Annotated in this window: 16 protein-coding genes; 7 read left to right on the forward strand and 9 right to left on the reverse strand. The window is 58.4% G+C overall.

What is annotated here, in order from left to right:
• Nucleotides 1-265: 265 nt before the first annotated feature.
• From pcp to AB3G35_RS11690, 3 genes are read right to left on the reverse strand one after another with little or no spacing between them, the layout of a single operon-like run.
• On the reverse strand, nucleotides 266-904 hold the full coding sequence (gene pcp, locus AB3G35_RS11680; protein ID WP_095041129.1) for a pyroglutamyl-peptidase I: 639 nt from the start codon (nucleotides 902-904) through the stop codon (nucleotides 266-268).
• Between the two features lie 7 nt (nucleotides 905-911).
• Complete coding sequence (locus AB3G35_RS11685; protein ID WP_369782699.1) at nucleotides 912-1,862, reverse strand: DUF979 domain-containing protein; 951 nt, start codon at nucleotides 1,860-1,862, stop codon at nucleotides 912-914.
• Nucleotides 1,859-2,590, reverse strand: a complete 732-nt coding sequence (locus tag AB3G35_RS11690; protein ID WP_016780410.1) for a DUF969 domain-containing protein — start codon at nucleotides 2,588-2,590, stop codon at nucleotides 1,859-1,861. Before AB3G35_RS11690 ends, AB3G35_RS11685 begins: the two co-directional genes overlap by 4 nt.
• A 306-nt stretch (nucleotides 2,591-2,896) precedes the next feature.
• On the opposite strand from AB3G35_RS11690, the gene AB3G35_RS11695 reads away from it, so the two are divergent.
• Complete coding sequence (locus AB3G35_RS11695; protein WP_106116142.1) at nucleotides 2,897-3,817, forward strand: LysR family transcriptional regulator; 921 nt, start codon at nucleotides 2,897-2,899, stop codon at nucleotides 3,815-3,817.
• Nucleotides 3,818-4,273: 456 nt separating this feature from the next.
• On the opposite strand, the gene AB3G35_RS11700 is transcribed toward AB3G35_RS11695, so the two are convergent.
• Nucleotides 4,274-5,461: a methionine gamma-lyase gene (locus tag AB3G35_RS11700; protein ID WP_016780412.1), complete on the reverse strand. Its 1,188-nt coding sequence runs from the start codon at nucleotides 5,459-5,461 to the stop codon at nucleotides 4,274-4,276.
• Between the two features lie 124 nt (nucleotides 5,462-5,585).
• Here AB3G35_RS11700 and AB3G35_RS11705 point away from each other — a divergent pair, with 124 nt between their 5' ends.
• The 3 genes from AB3G35_RS11705 (at nucleotide 5,586) to AB3G35_RS11715 (ending at nucleotide 7,838) form a co-directional block, all read left to right on the forward strand.
• On the forward strand, nucleotides 5,586-6,056 hold the full coding sequence (locus AB3G35_RS11705) for an Lrp/AsnC family transcriptional regulator (RefSeq protein ID WP_086796287.1): 471 nt from the start codon (nucleotides 5,586-5,588) through the stop codon (nucleotides 6,054-6,056).
• Nucleotides 6,057-6,559: 503 nt separating this feature from the next.
• The gene (locus tag AB3G35_RS11710) at nucleotides 6,560-7,240 is read left to right on the forward strand and encodes a glycoside hydrolase family 19 protein (protein ID WP_016780414.1); all 681 of its coding nucleotides are present in this window, start codon (nucleotides 6,560-6,562) and stop codon (nucleotides 7,238-7,240) included.
• A 64-nt stretch (nucleotides 7,241-7,304) separates the two neighbouring features.
• Nucleotides 7,305-7,838 carry a DUF3087 domain-containing protein gene (locus tag AB3G35_RS11715; RefSeq protein WP_016780415.1) on the forward strand — a complete coding sequence of 178 codons (534 nt, stop codon included), beginning with the start codon at nucleotides 7,305-7,307 and terminating at the stop codon, nucleotides 7,836-7,838.
• A 76-nt stretch (nucleotides 7,839-7,914) separates the two neighbouring features.
• Here AB3G35_RS11715 and ppnN read toward each other — a convergent pair whose 3' ends face one another.
• On the reverse strand, nucleotides 7,915-9,288 hold the full coding sequence (gene ppnN, locus AB3G35_RS11720) for a nucleotide 5'-monophosphate nucleosidase PpnN (protein WP_016780416.1): 1,374 nt from the start codon (nucleotides 9,286-9,288) through the stop codon (nucleotides 7,915-7,917).
• A 233-nt stretch (nucleotides 9,289-9,521) separates the two neighbouring features.
• Between ppnN and AB3G35_RS11725 the strand changes: the two genes are divergently transcribed.
• Nucleotides 9,522-9,842: a YbjQ family protein gene (locus tag AB3G35_RS11725; protein ID WP_016780417.1), complete on the forward strand. Its 321-nt coding sequence runs from the start codon at nucleotides 9,522-9,524 to the stop codon at nucleotides 9,840-9,842.
• 47 nt (nucleotides 9,843-9,889) lie between these two features.
• Here AB3G35_RS11725 and AB3G35_RS11730 read toward each other — a convergent pair whose 3' ends face one another.
• The gene (locus tag AB3G35_RS11730; RefSeq protein ID WP_016780418.1) at nucleotides 9,890-10,435 is read right to left on the reverse strand and encodes a DUF1269 domain-containing protein; all 546 of its coding nucleotides are present in this window, start codon (nucleotides 10,433-10,435) and stop codon (nucleotides 9,890-9,892) included.
• Nucleotides 10,436-10,733: 298 nt separating this feature from the next.
• Complete coding sequence (gene csrA / locus AB3G35_RS11735; RefSeq protein WP_016780419.1) at nucleotides 10,734-10,928, reverse strand: carbon storage regulator CsrA; 195 nt, start codon at nucleotides 10,926-10,928, stop codon at nucleotides 10,734-10,736.
• A gap of 251 nt (nucleotides 10,929-11,179) precedes the next feature.
• On the opposite strand from csrA, the gene AB3G35_RS11740 reads away from it, so the two are divergent.
• Nucleotides 11,180-11,536, forward strand: a complete 357-nt coding sequence (locus AB3G35_RS11740; RefSeq protein ID WP_095040734.1) for a hypothetical protein — start codon at nucleotides 11,180-11,182, stop codon at nucleotides 11,534-11,536.
• 122 nt (nucleotides 11,537-11,658) lie between these two features.
• Complete coding sequence (locus tag AB3G35_RS11745; protein WP_016780421.1) at nucleotides 11,659-12,279, forward strand: TetR/AcrR family transcriptional regulator; 621 nt, start codon at nucleotides 11,659-11,661, stop codon at nucleotides 12,277-12,279.
• A gap of 169 nt (nucleotides 12,280-12,448) precedes the next feature.
• Here the strand turns inward: AB3G35_RS11745 and preA are convergent, their stop codons facing one another.
• Both preA and AB3G35_RS11755 read right to left on the reverse strand, forming a co-directional pair.
• Nucleotides 12,449-13,720 carry an NAD-dependent dihydropyrimidine dehydrogenase subunit PreA gene (gene preA, locus AB3G35_RS11750; protein WP_106116145.1) on the reverse strand — a complete coding sequence of 424 codons (1,272 nt, stop codon included), beginning with the start codon at nucleotides 13,718-13,720 and terminating at the stop codon, nucleotides 12,449-12,451.
• Nucleotides 13,721-15,088 (reverse strand): NAD(P)-dependent oxidoreductase, encoded by a 1,368-nt coding sequence (locus AB3G35_RS11755; RefSeq protein ID WP_369782701.1) that lies wholly within the window; start codon nucleotides 15,086-15,088, stop codon nucleotides 13,721-13,723. It lies immediately after the preceding gene.
• Nucleotides 15,089-15,096 lie beyond the last annotated feature (8 nt).

The raw sequence follows: 15,096 nt of genomic DNA on the forward strand, positions 1-15,096 counted from the left end.
CGAGATGGTGCGCCACTGCGACGAAGCACTCGTAAATGCGGGTTGCAGGATTTAACTGGACTATCGCACAACCTGACTTTACGACGGCTTCGCCGCCGGACGCAGCCTCGTTCCTTCGGCAGCTGCTACAGGGGATGCTGCGCTGCAGCTATTCCGGCAACGAGCCTTCAAGGCCCCTTGTTGCGACCACTGTAGTTTTTGTCGCGGGCACTGCCCAATGACGAATGCTGATTGGCTGATAACCACCAGTCATCTCTCAGGCGCGTCAGCAGACTTGCCCGCCGCTTTCCTGCACATCGTGCTCGCTGTTCAGGGCCGTCACCACGGCAAGGCGCAGCCCTTCGACCTGGGTCGAGAGGGCCATGGACGGCCCGCCCGCGGCCACTGCCTGTTGCGGCAATGCCGGTACATGGATAAAACCGCTGCGCACCCCCGACCCGGCCAATGCATGTTGCAGGCAATAGAACACCTGATTGCAGACGAAAGTACCTGCCGTGTGCGACACCGACGCCGGAATACCCGCCGCCCTCAGTGCACGCACCATTGCCTTGATCGCCAGGGTGCTGAAATACGCCGCAGGCCCTTGCTCCACCACCGCTATATCAATCGGCTGATAGCCCAGGTTGTCAGGGATGCGGGCGTCGTTGATATTGATCGCTACCCGCTCGAGGCTGATGTCTGTGCGGCCGGGGCCAAGCCCGACGGCGATCACCAGCGCCGGGGTGAATTCCTCCAGCAACTGATACAGGCGCTCGGGCGCTGCAGCAAACGCGCAGGGCAACTGCCGGGCGACGATGCGAGCATCGCCCTGCACGGTGCCGTCCAAAAGGCGCACGGCCTCCCAGGACGGGTTGACGGTGTCTTGGTCGAACGGTTCAAAACCGGTCAGCAGTACAGTGCGCATCAGGGCCTCACATCAGCGTATAAAGAAGCACGATATTGACCACCAGCATCATCAGCGCGGTGGGCATTTGCGCCTTGATCACCGCGTATTTGTCCGGCAGTTCCAGCAGGGCCACGGGCACGATATTGAAGTTGGCCGCCATCGGCGTCATCAGCGTGCCGCAGTAGCCGGAGAACATGCCGATCGCCGCCATCACCGCCGGGTTGGCATCGTACATGCCCACCAGCACCGGTACGCCGACACCGCCGGTCATCACCGGGAAGGCGGCAAAGCCGTTACCCATGATCACGGTAAACAGCGCCATGCCCAGCACATAGACCATCACCGCGACCAGACGATAGTCCATGTTTATATAGGCGGTGGTGACGTGGGCAACGGCGGTACCGACCCCGGCGTCATTGAACAGCAGGCCCAGCATGGCCAGCATTTGCGGCAGCACCATGGTCCAGCCCAGTGCTTCGGTCAGGCGGCGTGATTCACGCAAGCCTTGCAGCGGGGTGTCGCGGGTGAGAATGCAGGCCAGCACCAGGGCCATCATGCAGCCGATGCCCAGGGACACGAACGTGGTGTTTTTCGGGTCAAGCAGCGGCACGCCACCGATCTGGGTGTTTTTCAGCAGGATCGAACCAATCACTGTCACCAGAGGAATCGACAGTGCCGGGATAAACAGCTTGTGCCCCAGACGCCCGGCACTGGCCCGCGCAGCCTTGACATGCAACTCGGCGTGGGTACCACGGCCAACGCCGCCAATGCCTGCAATGCCGGCCATGACCAGCACGCCGATACCTACCACGAACGGCGAAAGCCGATCGCCAATCAGGAACACCAGGGCGAACAACGCCCAGAACAGGCCACTGGTCCAGCGTTTGGGGTGGGTGCGGTCGGTCAGGATCATGCCCGCGGTGATCAGCAGCAGAACCCCGGCCAGCCAGTAGAAATATTCGATAGAGATAATCATCGTGCCAGCTCCTGAGCAGCGTCAGCGTCTTCGCGGGCTACTTCGGCCATGCTGCGCTCCAGCATCAGGTCAAAGCGATACAGGCGCAGGGCATGCACGATAAAGGCGCAAATCGCCGTCGGAATCCCCCAGAAAGCAATATGCAGCGGCTCGACATCCAGCCCGGAGCCGAGCAGGAAGGTGTGCATCAGCGCGATCGCACCAAAGGCCACAAATACGTCTTCGCCAAAAAACAAACCGATGTTGTCGGTGGCGGCGCACATGGCCAGCACTTTCTGGCGCACGGGGGCAGGCAGTTTGCCGTACTTGTTCTCGGCGGCGCCCTCGGCCATCGGAGCCAGCAGCGGACGGACCATTTGCGGGTGCCCGCCCAGGCTGGTCAAGCCAACGGCGGCGGTAGTCTCGCGCACAAACAGGTACATGATCAGCAAGCGCCCGACCGTGGCGCGCTGGAAACTGGCAATCCAGTTTTGCGCATGCAGGCGCAGGCCATGACGTTCCAGCAGGCCGATAACGGCCAGGGGCAACAACAGGATCAACTGCAGGGCACGGGTTTGCAGAAACCCTTCGCCCATTTCGCTGATGATTTTTTCCAGCGGGAAGTTGGCGGCAAGGCCGGTGACGATGGCGGCCGCGCTGACCACCAGCAACGGATTAAAGCGCAGCACAAAGCCAATGATGATGACGAACACGCCAATCAAGGGCCAGAGGTTTACGGCGGTTTGCATGAGGGGGCAATCCCTTTAGCTGGTTGCTGCAGCACCAGGGCAGGCTGGCGTGAGCAAGTCGAAAGCGGTCAGGCACACTTTCGAAAAATCGGTACGCTGCCGGACTCAGCGTGTTTTTTTATTGTTGAAACCCTATGGGCCTCATTGACCGATAGGGTTGGTGGTTTTGGGGTGTGCGTCCAGTCAATAAAAGTTGTCACCACTGAACAAAAAAGTTTTATCAATCACCGACTTAAGCCGACTGGCCTGTCACTGCGGCAAGGGTTTACAGTGATGCCCTGGTTTTGCTTGGGTGAGGCGTGCTCCATGAATATGCGATTTCTACTTACATTTGTCTGGGTGGCGCGCCTGGGCAGTTTTCGTCTGACCGCCGAAAAGTTATCCAGCACCCAGGCAGCCATCTCCAGTCGCATTTCGGTGCTTGAAACCGAGCTGGGCGTGCAGTTGTTCCAGCGCGACTCGCGCGGGGTCAACCTCACCCGCGAAGGCCATCAGGTACTGGGCTATGCCGAAGAAATGCTGGCCACCCAGCAACGCCTGCTGCAATCGCTGGGGCAGGCGGACAGCTTTGCCGGGCGCCTGCGCATCGGGGTGATGGACACCGTGATTCATAGCTGGCTGGGGGACCTGATCAGCGCCCTGAGCCGCGACTACCCTCAGGTTGAAGTCGAGCTGACCGCCGATACGGCGCTGAACCTTAATGAGCAATTGCTCAAAGGGCAGCTGGACCTGATTTTCCAGACTGACTTGCTGCGCGCCGACGGCGTGCGCAATGTGCAACTGGCCAGCTACCCGCTGAGCTGGATTGTCGCCAGGGGGGCTGCCCTGGACCGCAGTTACGTCGACCTGGCGGACCTCTGTGAGGAGCGCCTGCTGACCTTTTCGCGCTTGTCACGGCCGCATCAGGACATGCTCAACTTTCTGCACCAGCAAGGCATTGCCGCGCCGCGAATCAGCTGCATCAACTCGGTGGCGGCGATTATCAAACTGGTAGCCGACGGATTTGGTATCGGCGCCTTGCCGCCGGTGCTGGTCAGCCGCGAATTGCAGAGCGGGGCCATGATTGCCTTGCCGATCGAGACGGCGCCGGGCTTTGCGGTATACGCCAGTTGGCGCACAGGGGCGGGGTTGGAGCTTAATGAAGCGGTGGTCAGCCTGAGCCAGGCGGTGGTGGGCGAATACCAGCGCAGCGTTGTGCCTGAACATTTTGTGCTGCCGGGCATCTGATCCGTATTTTTTCACTTTAACTGCGCCTGTTATGTATGCAGGCAGCGGCGCAAAATTCTCCTCAACCTTTCGAGACAGACAAGGACGCGAGTACACAGCAGCACATGTGTGTGCCCGGTTGATGGTCTGCGCCTGTTTTATTACGAACGACTGACGGGAAAACATCATGAACAAGATGGCTTGGTTTTTGGGCGGTTTTTTGGTGCTGACCATTGGCATCGGTATTTTGGCGACCATTCCGCCGGGTTGATATTTCATCCTGTCCTCACACTGCGTGTAGCAGCTGACGAGCGGAGCGAGGCTGCGTTCGACGACGCAGTCGTCGTAAACCCTGAGTGTCAGGGTTAACTGACACACCGCAGTGTCCGGTTTTGCGACGACTGCGTCGGGTGCCGTATCACGCCGAACGCAGCCTCGCTCCGCTCGTCAGCTGCTACGGTCGGGATCAGCGCTGCCCTACAACGCCTGCTCTATATCCGCCAGCAAATCGGCAACATCCTCCAGGCCCACCGCCAGGCGTACCAACCCTTCACTGATCCCGTGCCGTGCCCGCTCCTCCAGGGTATAGGTGGAGTGAGTCATGCTCGCCGGATGCTGCGCCAGTGATTCGGCACCCCCCAGGCTCACAGCCCGGCTGAACAGCTGCAGGGCATTCATAAAGCGCTGGCCCGCGGTCATGCCGCCCTTGAGTTCAAAGGCAATCATCCCGCCCGGCAATTTCATTTGCCGGCACGCCAGTTCGTACTGTGCGAAGTTGGGCAGGCCAGGGTAGGCCACCCATTCCACGGCAGGGTGATCCTGCAACATCTGCGCAATGGTCTGGGCGCTGCTGCAATGGCGATCCATGCGCAAGGCCAGGGTTTTGATGCCGCGCATCAGCAGGTGTGCGTCATGGGGCGACAGTACTGCACCGGTCAAGTCCTTGAGGCCCTGCAGGCGGATCCGGTCGGCCAGCGCCTTGCGCGTGACCACGATGCCCGCGGTGATATCACTGTGCCCGCTCAGGTACTTGGTGGCTGAATGCACCACCACGTCGGCGCCCAGCTCCAGCGGGCGTTGCAGGTACGGGGTGCAATAGGTGTTGTCGATAACCACCAGGACGTCGCTGCGGCGCTGGGCAATGCTGCAGACCGCAGCGATATCCACCAGTTGCATGTTCGGGTTGGCCGGCGTTTCGAAGTAGATCATCCGCGTTGCGGGGCTGATCGCCGCTTCCAGCTCAGCCGGGTTGGCCATGTCCACATGCTTGACCACTACCCCGAACTCACCGATGCCGTGGTGCAGCAGGGCAAAGGTGCAGCCATACAGGGTACGGTTGACGATGATTTCATCGCCAGGGCGCAGCAGGGTCCAGAAGGTGGCGGCAATCGCACCCATGCCGGAGCTGAAGGCAACACCCGCTTCGCCGTTTTCCAGCGCCGCCATGCGTGTTTCCAGCAGTGCCAGGGTCGGGTTGGAGATACGCGTATAAAAATGCCCGTGCTCTTCACCGGAAAAACAGCCCGCACCATATTCAGCCGTGGCAAAGGCAAAAGTTGAGGTCATATAAACAGGGGGGATAACCGCACCGTGGTTTTCCAGCGGGTTGTAACCGTAATGGATAGCGCGGGTAGAAAAGCCGAAGTTGTTGTTTTTATCGTTCATGTTGAACTCTCCGATATTTCCTACAATGCTATGCTTTAAATGAACGCGGTAAATGCCCAATTTGCTGGTAAATACGGCACTTATTAGAACAAAAAACAGCCACGATCGAACCTGGAGGCAATTTATGCCAAACGCCCTGGACAGAAGCGACAAGGCCTTGCTCGTGGCATTGCAGGGCAATGCCCGGCTCACGGTGGCACAACTGGCCGAGAGCGTTGCATTGACCACCTCGCCCTGTTGGCGGCGGGTAAAAATGCTTGAGGACAGTGGTGTGATCACCGGTTACCAGGCGATTCTTTCGCCCAAGGCGTTGGGCTATGGGGTGACGGCATTTGTCAGCATCATGATGGCCTCCCATTCCCAGGAGGTGGCCAGAAGTTTTGAGCAGCGTTTGCTGGATATTCCAGAAATCGTGGCCTGCCACAACATTTCGGGGCGTTATGATTTTTTACTGGAAGTGGTGGCCAGGGATCTGGAGTCCTTCGGCGAGTTTGCCCGCGAAGTGTTGCAAGCCTTGCCTGCGGTGAAGGAAATCTATTCGAGCTTTTCATACAAGTCGGTCAAGCCGCAGCGCATGATTCCGGTGGCAGGCTAAAGGTGCCGGGTTGTGGATGGAACACTTTGGCATTACAAATGCCTCGCGCAAGATCCCTGGGTCAACAGGCAAAATCGTTCGGTGAGGCGGGTGGAGTAAAGTGCCTCAAACGAATAGTTGAATGATGGTTGACCTTTATTCGTGGGGATGGAAGGTGTTTGACAGGTTGTGGGCCTCGCTTAGTCTTAATTTATAACAAGATGAAATTGTTAAGGGCGCAAATCATGAGTTTGCGTCTTGGGTGTCCATTGCCTTTTATTCGGCATATGCAGAGGCCTGTTCTACAAACAGGTATGGGCTGTTTGAGTATAAAAATATCAGGGTGTTGTTTATCCGGTTCTCTATAAGTCAACGGCAGGGACGTTTCTATCAGTGCAGTTTAAGGGTGAGTTGTAAGTGTTTTCCGTAACTCAAGTCGTCTCGGTCTAATACTGTTGTTCATGGCCGCAGGGGCGGGTTTTGGGTGATTCACTTTCAAGTTCATTCAGCAAGAGTAAGTCATCATGTTAACCCGCGAAATCATGCTGCAACTGTTTCCCAAAAGTGCTGGCACCGTGGACCTGTACCTGCCCTTTGTGCAGGCCGCGACGCGCCGGCGACAGATCAACACCCCCCGGCGCCTTGCCGCATTTCTCGCCCAGGTGGGGCATGAAAGCGCAGGCTTCAGCACACTGGTGGAAAACCTCAACTACAGCGCCGATGGCCTGGCGGCCACCTGGGGCGCACGTTTTGCGCAAAAGAATGCGGACGGCAGCTACGTCATGAGCAGCCAGGGCAATCGCTCGCGACGGGTGCCCAATGCCGATGCGCTGGTGCTCCAGCGCAGGCCCGAGGCTATCGCCAACCGGGTCTACAGTGATCGCCTGGGCAATGGTTCGCAGGACTCGGGGGATGGCTGGCGGTATCGGGGGCGTGGCTTGATCCAGATCACCGGCAAGACCAATTACCGGCTGTGCAGCCTCGGGCTGTTTGGCGACATGCGCCTGTTGACTAACCCGCAATTGCTCCAGGAATGGCAATGGGCGGTGGAATCGGCGGGTTGGTACTGGGACTCGCGCAACGTTAATGCGCTGGCCGACGGGGATGACTTTGACCGGGTTACCCGGGCCATCAATGGCGGCCTCAACGGTCAGGCCCAGCGCCTGGCGCTGTATCACCAGGCGCTGGGTTTATTGCGCGCCTGAACACGTTTAACAGGCCATAATGCCGGCGCATGTTGCCCCGTCATTCTGGAGTCATAAAACAGTGATGTTTGAACTAAAACCGATAAACCCTGAAACCTATCGCCAGCAAACTCGCCGCAGCACACTGTATATCGCGCTGACCTTTATCGTGCTGGCGCTGCTGGTGTCCGGGCTGGCGGTGATGGTGCTGGGCGTGGCAGGTGGCGACAATTTTCGCCTGAACCTGGCCGGGGTCATTGTCGCCCTGATCGCGACGGCGTTGCTGGTGCGTTATCTGTTCTGGACACAACCCTGGATGGCCGCGGCGGTCTATGGCTGGCAACTCAAGCGCAGCCTGATGAAGGTGACCAATGTCATGCACCATGTAACGGCAGGGGTGATGGCGGGGAATGTGGCGGCGCTGAAACTGCTGCGCTTTTATCACCTGGGCGTAACCCAGATGTATCAACTGGATGCCAACTCCAGTGCATTAAGCCAGATGGTGCGCGAGATTGACTTGCACAAGGCGCGCCTTGAAGCACTGGGCATCGACCCCGGGCAGACCCGGCTTGACCCGCAGTGGATTGTTGAAGTGAAAAAGTATGCGCCACTGAAGTAACGCCTCAAGGGGCTGGCCAGGCGAGGTGCGCCCTGCGGCGACGCGTTTCGCGTGGCAAGCCCTGTAACGGTGAAGGTCAGCTGACGACGCGATAGCACGGCTCATAGGCCGCGCCGCCTGGCAGTTTCATGCGGTGTTGCTCGACAAAGGCTTGCAGCAATTTGTCCAGCGGCTTCATCACGGCAGCGTCACCGTGGATCTCGTAAGGCCCGTATTGCTCGATCAGGTGGATGCCTTTCTCTTTGACGTTACCCGAGACAATCCCGGAAAAGGCCTGGCGCAGGTTGATGGCCAATTCATGCGCCGGCATGTCGCTGCGCAGTTTCAGGCTGGCCATATTGGCGTGGGTCGGGTCGAACGGGCGCTGGAAGCCTTCGTCGATTTTCAGTAGCCAGTTGAAGTGGAAAGCGTCGTTGCGCTCGCGACGGAACTGTTTTACTGCCTTGAGCCCGGCAATCATATGGCGAGCCACTTCGGCCGGGTTGTCGATGATGATCTGATACTGCTGTTGTGCTTCTTCACCCAGGGTCGCGCCGACGAACTCATGCAGTTGCTGCAGGTAAGGTTCGGCTTCCTTGGGGCCGGTGAGCACAACCGGGAAGGGTACATCCCTGTTCTCCGGATGCATCAGAATGCCCAGCAGGTACAGGAACTCTTCCGCAGTGCCGGCACCGCCGGGGAAGATGATCACCCCGTGACCGACGCGGACAAAGGCTTCAAGCCGTTTTTCGATATCCGGCAGAATGACCAGTTCGTTGACGATGGGGTTCGGCGCTTCGGCCGCAATGATGCCCGGCTCGGTCAGACCCAGGTAGCGGCCACCGGTCAGACGTTGTTTGGCGTGGGAAATGGTCGCGCCCTTCATCGGCCCTTTCATCACGCCGGGACCGCAACCGGTACAGATATCCAGGCTGCGCAGGCCCAGTTCGTGGCCGACCTTTTTGGTGTACTTGTATTCTTCGGTATTGATTGAGTGGCCGCCCCAGCACACCACGATTTTCGGTTCGACACCCGGGCGCAGCGTGCGGGCGTTGCGCAGCAAGTGGAAGACGTAGTCGGTGATGCCGGCAGAGCTGCTCAGGTCAATGCGCGGGCTGTCCAGGCCGCTCTGGGTATAGACGATATCGCGCAGGGCGCTGAAGAGCATCTCACGGGTACTGGCGATCATTTCGCCATCGACAAATGCATCGGCGGGGGCGTTGAGCAGTTCAAGGCGCACACCGCGGTCTTGCTGGTGGATCCGCACCTCGAAATCCTGGTAGGCCTCAAGGATGGTCTTGGCGTTATCGACGTGGGCGCCGGTGTTCAGGATGGCCAGTACGCACTGGCGGAAAAGCGTGTAGCTGGTGCCTGAGCCAACCTCACTCAGCTGTTGTACTTCACGTTGGGAAAGTGTTTCCAGACTGCCTTTCGGACTGACCGAGGCGTTGATGACTTGTCTTTGGACCATTGCGAGCTTCCTTGAGCGGGGTCGAAAAATTGCTTGGCGCAGCTTTTGAATTCAGGTCAGCAGCGAGCGAGGCGTCCCAACTCTTACGTCTTTTGGTTGTTCTACTTTAAGCATAGTAGCCCTGGCTGTGTAATTAAAAGCGCCTTCAGTTAACTCCGGTTACAGTAGCAGCAGTGAGCGCGGCAGCGATAAGGTAACCTCGCCCGTCACTGAAAAAGAAAAGGGGCAGAGCCATGATCATCACGACTACACACAGCATTGACGGCAGAAAAGCCACTGAATACCTGGGGATTGTCAGTGCCGAATCGGTCCACGGCATTAACGTGGTGCGGGATTTTTTTACCGGAGTTCGCGACTTTTTTGGTGGGCGCTCCCAGACGCTGGAACGAGCACTGAAAGAAGCACGCGCAGAGGTCACGGACGAAATTCGTGACAGGGCAAAAGCCTTGGGAGCAGATGCGATCATGGGGCTGGACTTTGAAATCAGCATGCCATCAGGTCGTGGCGGCATGCTGGTGGTATTTGCCACGGGCACGGCGGTGCGCTTGAACTGAGGCCCGGGGTTTCGACCGCGCAGGGCGGTCGAATGGGCCTGCAGGGGTTAAACCGTTTTTGCCAAAGGCACGCCGGCCGTGGTTTTGGACAGCGCGTCCTGCAGCTTCTGCTCTTGTTCCGGGGACAGGGAGGTGCGCAGGACCTTGCCCTTGAAGTCCGAGTCTTCCAGTTCCTTCAACACTTTTTCCGGCTGGAACTTGCGCAGCAGTACGAACAGGGCCGAGGAGTCATTGGGAATGGTTTCGCTCAATGACTTGATGAAATCGTCATCGATCCCGTAATCGCTCAACGAACCTGACAGGGCGCCAGTGCCAGCACCCAGCGCGCCACCGATGGCAAAGCCTGCAAGGGGATTGAGAAACAGCAGCCCGACCAGCGCGCCCCACAGGCCGCCGGTGACCAGGCCTGAAGTGGCCCCGATCGCGGTCAGGTTGACGCTTTGCTTGATATGAATCTTGCCTTCGGCATTACGCACCACAATCACCGCATCTTCCAGCTCTACCAGGTGCTCTTTGCTTAGCGAAACCATCTTGGTGAGAGCACGGTCTGCTTTTTCGGTGTCTGAAAATCCCACTACGATTAAATCGGACATGTCTTTCATTCCTTGACGGTACAGGTCCAGCCCGACGAAGGGCTGAAGGGTGGAGGAGTTTCTCAAGGCGTCACAATGCAAACACCCTGGCGCGCAGTGGTTCAGCTGTCTGGAGCCTTCTGCGAGGAATGAGCGTGGTCGCTAACCGTGAAACGGTCAAGTCGACAAGACATATCTCTTGAAAAGGAGAAGGGTGTGGCAAGGGGAGCAGTGCCGTGGCAGGTGCCGGGCGCAGATGCGTTGAGGAGGGCTGGCTGAGCAGCCCTGACCTCAAGCCTGGGGCTGATGCCTCACAGGCTTATGGCTGTTCGTTCTTTTCAGGTGCATTCAAGCCGGCCTGGATACGTTGGTAAATTTCTTCACGGTGAACGGCTACATCCTTCGGTGCATTGATGCCGATTCTGACCTGTTGTCCGCTGACACCTAAAATAGTGATCGTAATATCGTCACCGATGTTTATGCTTTCACCAACTTTGCGGGTGAGTATCAGCATTTTTTTCTCCTTGATGGCTTTGTAAGGCACGTCTCTGAGACGGTGCGGCTTCGGTCATGACTACAGAATACTGCTAAGTACGTATTTTTGCGCCGCTCATTACAGACGACATGGCCAGAGGTTTAATTCCCTTTACGGGGAAAATTCTCGCGCATAAGCCTTAAATTGGGGCGCTTTGGATTTGTTCAAGGAGAGCAAGGCCGCTGCCCCAGTGATAAAATCTACCCATTCAAACAGACAGGGGAAACGCAGTGCGTATAGTCATCGTGATGACAGCAATTTTGGCCTTGACGGCTTGCGGTCAGGAGTCTAACGATAAAATCCAGCGGGCTAAAGCAGCTTCTGAAGCAACAATGGCCCAAGCCCCTGTTGCGCACTGGGCTTTGGAGATTACCGAGGGCCAGAGAGCGACCATTCCTGACACCACCGGCAGGCTTCTTGACAACGGTTTTACTCCTTACATTTACGAGAACGGCGGTGTGCAGCACTTCCTGATCGGGCCGTTTACCACCCAGGCCCAGGCGCTTGAGGCCCAGGAAAAGATGAAGCTCAAGCCCAAGCTGGACGGCATTGAAACCAACGTGATCGAATTGCCCGCCGCGAAATAAACAGATGCAGCGTCGGGTAATCGCCTAAGCGTAGCTGCCACAGGGGTTATTCGGCGCTTTGTGCAGGATTTTTTTGCCCACTCGGCGTCCAACAGAGCAGCACGACGGTAAGGGCAATCGCCATGAGCAATCACAAGATCGAAATTCGACGCAGCAATGTCGAAAAAATCCTTCTGGGGGCCGAACAGGTTTTTGCCGAAAAAGGCTTTGCAGGTACGGCAATGGCGGATATTGCAGCGCATGTGCAGTTGCCGCGCTCCAACCTGCATTATTACTTCAGCACCAAGACTGATCTGTACAGCGCGGTATTGCTGGCGTTGCTCGAGGTGTGGAAGCAGGATGCACTGTGTTTCGAGACTTATGATGATCCGCGCCTGGTATTGAGCAGTTATATCCGCGCCAAGATGAACCACTCGCGTACCCGGCCGCACGGTTCTAAAGTCTGGGCCAATGAAATGATCCACGGCGCGCCGACCCTGGGCCTGGCGCTGGATGCCAGCCTGTACGACTGGGCCAAGATGAAGGAAGCGAAAATTCGCCAATGGGTGCAGGACAAGCGAATTCTGCCTGTGGAGCCGTCCAGTTTGCTGTACATGATCTGGGCATCAACCCAGCATTACGCTGACTTTGACCATCAAGTGATGATCATCAACGATCACCAGCCGTTGTCCGATATCCAGTTTGAGCGTGCGGTGCAGACCGTCACCAGCGTGATCCTGCGCGGGATCGGGCTGGAGCCGTAAGCAACATTGCTTATCGATCGTGTGGGAACGGGCTTGCTCGCGATGCAGGCGATGCGGTGTGTCCGGTACACCGGGGTGATGCCATCGCGAGCAAGCCCGCTCCCACAATACCTGTGAGAGCTTGCTTGCCTGCGACAGGGGCACTGCGGTCAATCACGCCAGCCACATTTCAAACCACGCAATACGGGTTACGCGGATCATGGTTCCAGTCCAGAAATGGCAGGCCATTGTTATGCGGCACCATCTCGATACAGTCCTGCACCGGGCAGGTGATCTGGCACAGGTTGCAGCCCACGCATTCATCGTCGATTACTTCGTAACGGTGTGTGCCGTCAGCCTGCTTCAAACTGGCAATCGCCTGGTGCGAGGTGTCTTCACAGGCAATATGGCAGCGTCCGCAACCAATACAGGCGTCCTGGTCGATCTTGGCGATAACCTGATAATTGATATCCAGATATTTCCAGTCAGTGGTATTGCCTACCGCACGGCCGGAGAAATCATCCAGGCTGGTATAGCCCTGACTGTCCATCCAGCGTGATAAACCATCCTTCATCTCGTCCACAATCCGAAATCCGTGGAGCATCGCGGCGGTACACACCTGAACAGCGCCACAACCCAGGGCGATAAATTCTGCTGCATCGCGCCAACTGCCAATGCCGCCGATCCCGCAGATGGGCAGGCCTTTGGTCAGCGGGTCGCGGGCGATTTCGGCGACCATGTTCAGTGCAATCGGCTTGACTGCCGAGCCGCAATAACCGCCATGCGTGCTTTGGCTGCCCACCATCGGCAATGCCACCATGCGCTCCAGGTCGACGCTGGTGATCGAGTTGATGGTGTTGATCAACGACACCGCATCGGCCCCGCCACGGTGGGCGGCCCGGGCGCTAAGGCGAACATCGGTGATATTGGGTGTCAGCTTGACGATCACCGGCAGTGAACAGTAGGTCTTGCACCAGCGTGTGACCATTTCCACGTACTCGGGCACCTGGCCTACGGCCGCGCCCATGCCGCGCTCTGGCATGCCGTGGGGGCAACCGAAATTCAGCTCGATGCCGTCGGCACCCGTGGCTTCCACCAGTGGCAGGATATATTTCCACGACTCTTCTTCGCAGGGCACCATCAGGGACACGATCAGGGCCCGGTCCGGCCAGTCCTTCTTGACCTGGGTTATTTCGCGCAGGTTGATTTCAAGGGAGCGGTCGGTAATCAGTTCTATATTGTTGATGCCCATTACTTCGCGGTTGGGACCGAAGTGTGCCGAGTAGCGGGACGACACGTTGACCGCTGCAGGGTCTTCACCCAGGGTTTTCCAGACCACGCCACCCCAGCCCGCCTCATAGGCGCGCACCACGTTGTAGGCTTTATCGGTAGGTGGCGCGGAAGCCAGCCAGAAAGGGTTGGGCGCCTTGATGCCGGCGAAAACAATTGAAAGATCGGCCATTTACGCAGCCTCCTGATCAAGCATGAGTTGGGCATGCATGGCTTCTGCGGCCAGCTTGCCGTGTTGTACGGCCTGTACGGTCAGGTCTTGCCCCAGGGAGGTGCAGTCGCCCCCGGCATAGATTCCGGGCACGCTGGTGCGCAGTTGTTCGTCCACTTCGATGCGATCGCCCACGCGGATGAGCGCTTGCGCCAGTGGATCGCTGAGGGTGGCATCGTCAAAGGTCTGGCCGATGGCCTTGAACACCGCGTCTGCGGCCAGCTCGAAGGTTTCGCCGGTGGTCACCAGGTGCCCGTTCTCCAGACGTGTGCGGGCAAAGCGCATGCCGCGCACCTTGCCGGTGTTGTCCAGCAACACGTCCTGTGGCTGCGCCCAGGTCATCAGCCGCACCTGATTGGCCTTGGCAATGTCCTGCTCGTGCGCGGTGGCGCCCATGTCCTCAAGCCCGCGGCGATACACGAGGTTCACTTCCCGGGCGCCCAGCCGGGCCATTTGCACCGCCATGTCGATGGCCGTGTTGCCGGCGCCCAGCACAATGCAGCGCTCGGCCAGGGGTAATTGGGTCAAATCGTCGCTCTGGCGCAGTTCGCGGATGTAGTCAGTGGCGGCCAACAGCCCTGGCGCGTCTTCGTGGGGCAGGCCCAGCTGGCGACTGGCTGCCAGCCCCAGGCCGAGGAATACCGAATCGAATTGCGCATGCAGCTCGCTCAGGCTCAGGTTGTCGCCCAGGCGCTGGCCGTGGCGCACTTCAATGCCGCCGACCTGCAGCACGAAATCCACTTCACGCTGGGCAAAATCGTCCACCAGCTTATATTTGGCAATCCCGTACTCATTGAGCCCGCCGGATTTGTCCCGGGCTTCGAAAATCACCACCTCATGGCCGTGTAGCGCAAGGCGGTGGGCACACGCCAGGCCAGCCGGCCCGGCACCGACCACGGCGATGCGTTTGCCGGTGGGCGCGGCGCGCTTGAAGGGGTGCTCGCTGAACTGTGCGTGGTCCACGGCATAGCGCTGTAACAAACCGATCAGCACCGGCGCGCACTCTTGCGTGTTGTTGCGCACGCAGGCTTGCTGGCACAGCACTTCAGTCGGGCATACCCGGGCACAACTGCCGCCGAGGATATTGGCCGAGAGAATTTTCTGCGCTGCACCCTGGACGTTTTCCTGCTGAATATTGCGAATAAACGACGGGATATCGATGTCGCTGGGGCAGGCGTTGACGCACGGCGCGTCGTAGCAGTACAGGCAGCGTGAGCTTTCCAGTACGGCCTGGCGAGCGCTGAGGGGAGGGGCCAGATCGGTAAAATGGCTGGCCAGCACCTGCGCATTTTCGTGCGGATGCGGTAAATGATTCAGGGACTTGATCACGGTGATTG

Source organism: Pseudomonas sp. WC2401 (assembly GCF_041200115.1).
GTDB lineage: Bacteria > Pseudomonadota > Gammaproteobacteria > Pseudomonadales > Pseudomonadaceae > Aquipseudomonas > Aquipseudomonas fragi.

Coding starts and splice junctions, on each gene's coding strand:
- pcp (WP_095041129.1), bottom strand. CDS start 904: ATGCGCACTGTACTGCTGACCGGTTTTGAACCGTTCGACCAAGACACC.
- AB3G35_RS11685 (WP_369782699.1), bottom strand. CDS start 1,862: ATGATTATCTCTATCGAATATTTCTACTGGCTGGCCGGGGTTCTGCTG.
- AB3G35_RS11690 (WP_016780410.1), bottom strand. CDS start 2,590: ATGCAAACCGCCGTAAACCTCTGGCCCTTGATTGGCGTGTTCGTCATC.
- AB3G35_RS11695 (WP_106116142.1), top strand. CDS start 2,897: ATGAATATGCGATTTCTACTTACATTTGTCTGGGTGGCGCGCCTGGGC.
- AB3G35_RS11700 (WP_016780412.1), bottom strand. CDS start 5,461: ATGAACGATAAAAACAACAACTTCGGCTTTTCTACCCGCGCTATCCAT.
- AB3G35_RS11705 (WP_086796287.1), top strand. CDS start 5,586: ATGCCAAACGCCCTGGACAGAAGCGACAAGGCCTTGCTCGTGGCATTG.
- AB3G35_RS11710 (WP_016780414.1), top strand. CDS start 6,560: ATGTTAACCCGCGAAATCATGCTGCAACTGTTTCCCAAAAGTGCTGGC.
- AB3G35_RS11715 (WP_016780415.1), top strand. CDS start 7,305: ATGTTTGAACTAAAACCGATAAACCCTGAAACCTATCGCCAGCAAACT.
- ppnN (WP_016780416.1), bottom strand. CDS start 9,288: ATGGTCCAAAGACAAGTCATCAACGCCTCGGTCAGTCCGAAAGGCAGT.
- AB3G35_RS11725 (WP_016780417.1), top strand. CDS start 9,522: ATGATCATCACGACTACACACAGCATTGACGGCAGAAAAGCCACTGAA.
- AB3G35_RS11730 (WP_016780418.1), bottom strand. CDS start 10,435: ATGTCCGATTTAATCGTAGTGGGATTTTCAGACACCGAAAAAGCAGAC.
- csrA (WP_016780419.1), bottom strand. CDS start 10,928: ATGCTGATACTCACCCGCAAAGTTGGTGAAAGCATAAACATCGGTGAC.
- AB3G35_RS11745 (WP_016780421.1), top strand. CDS start 11,659: ATGAGCAATCACAAGATCGAAATTCGACGCAGCAATGTCGAAAAAATC.
- preA (WP_106116145.1), bottom strand. CDS start 13,720: ATGGCCGATCTTTCAATTGTTTTCGCCGGCATCAAGGCGCCCAACCCT.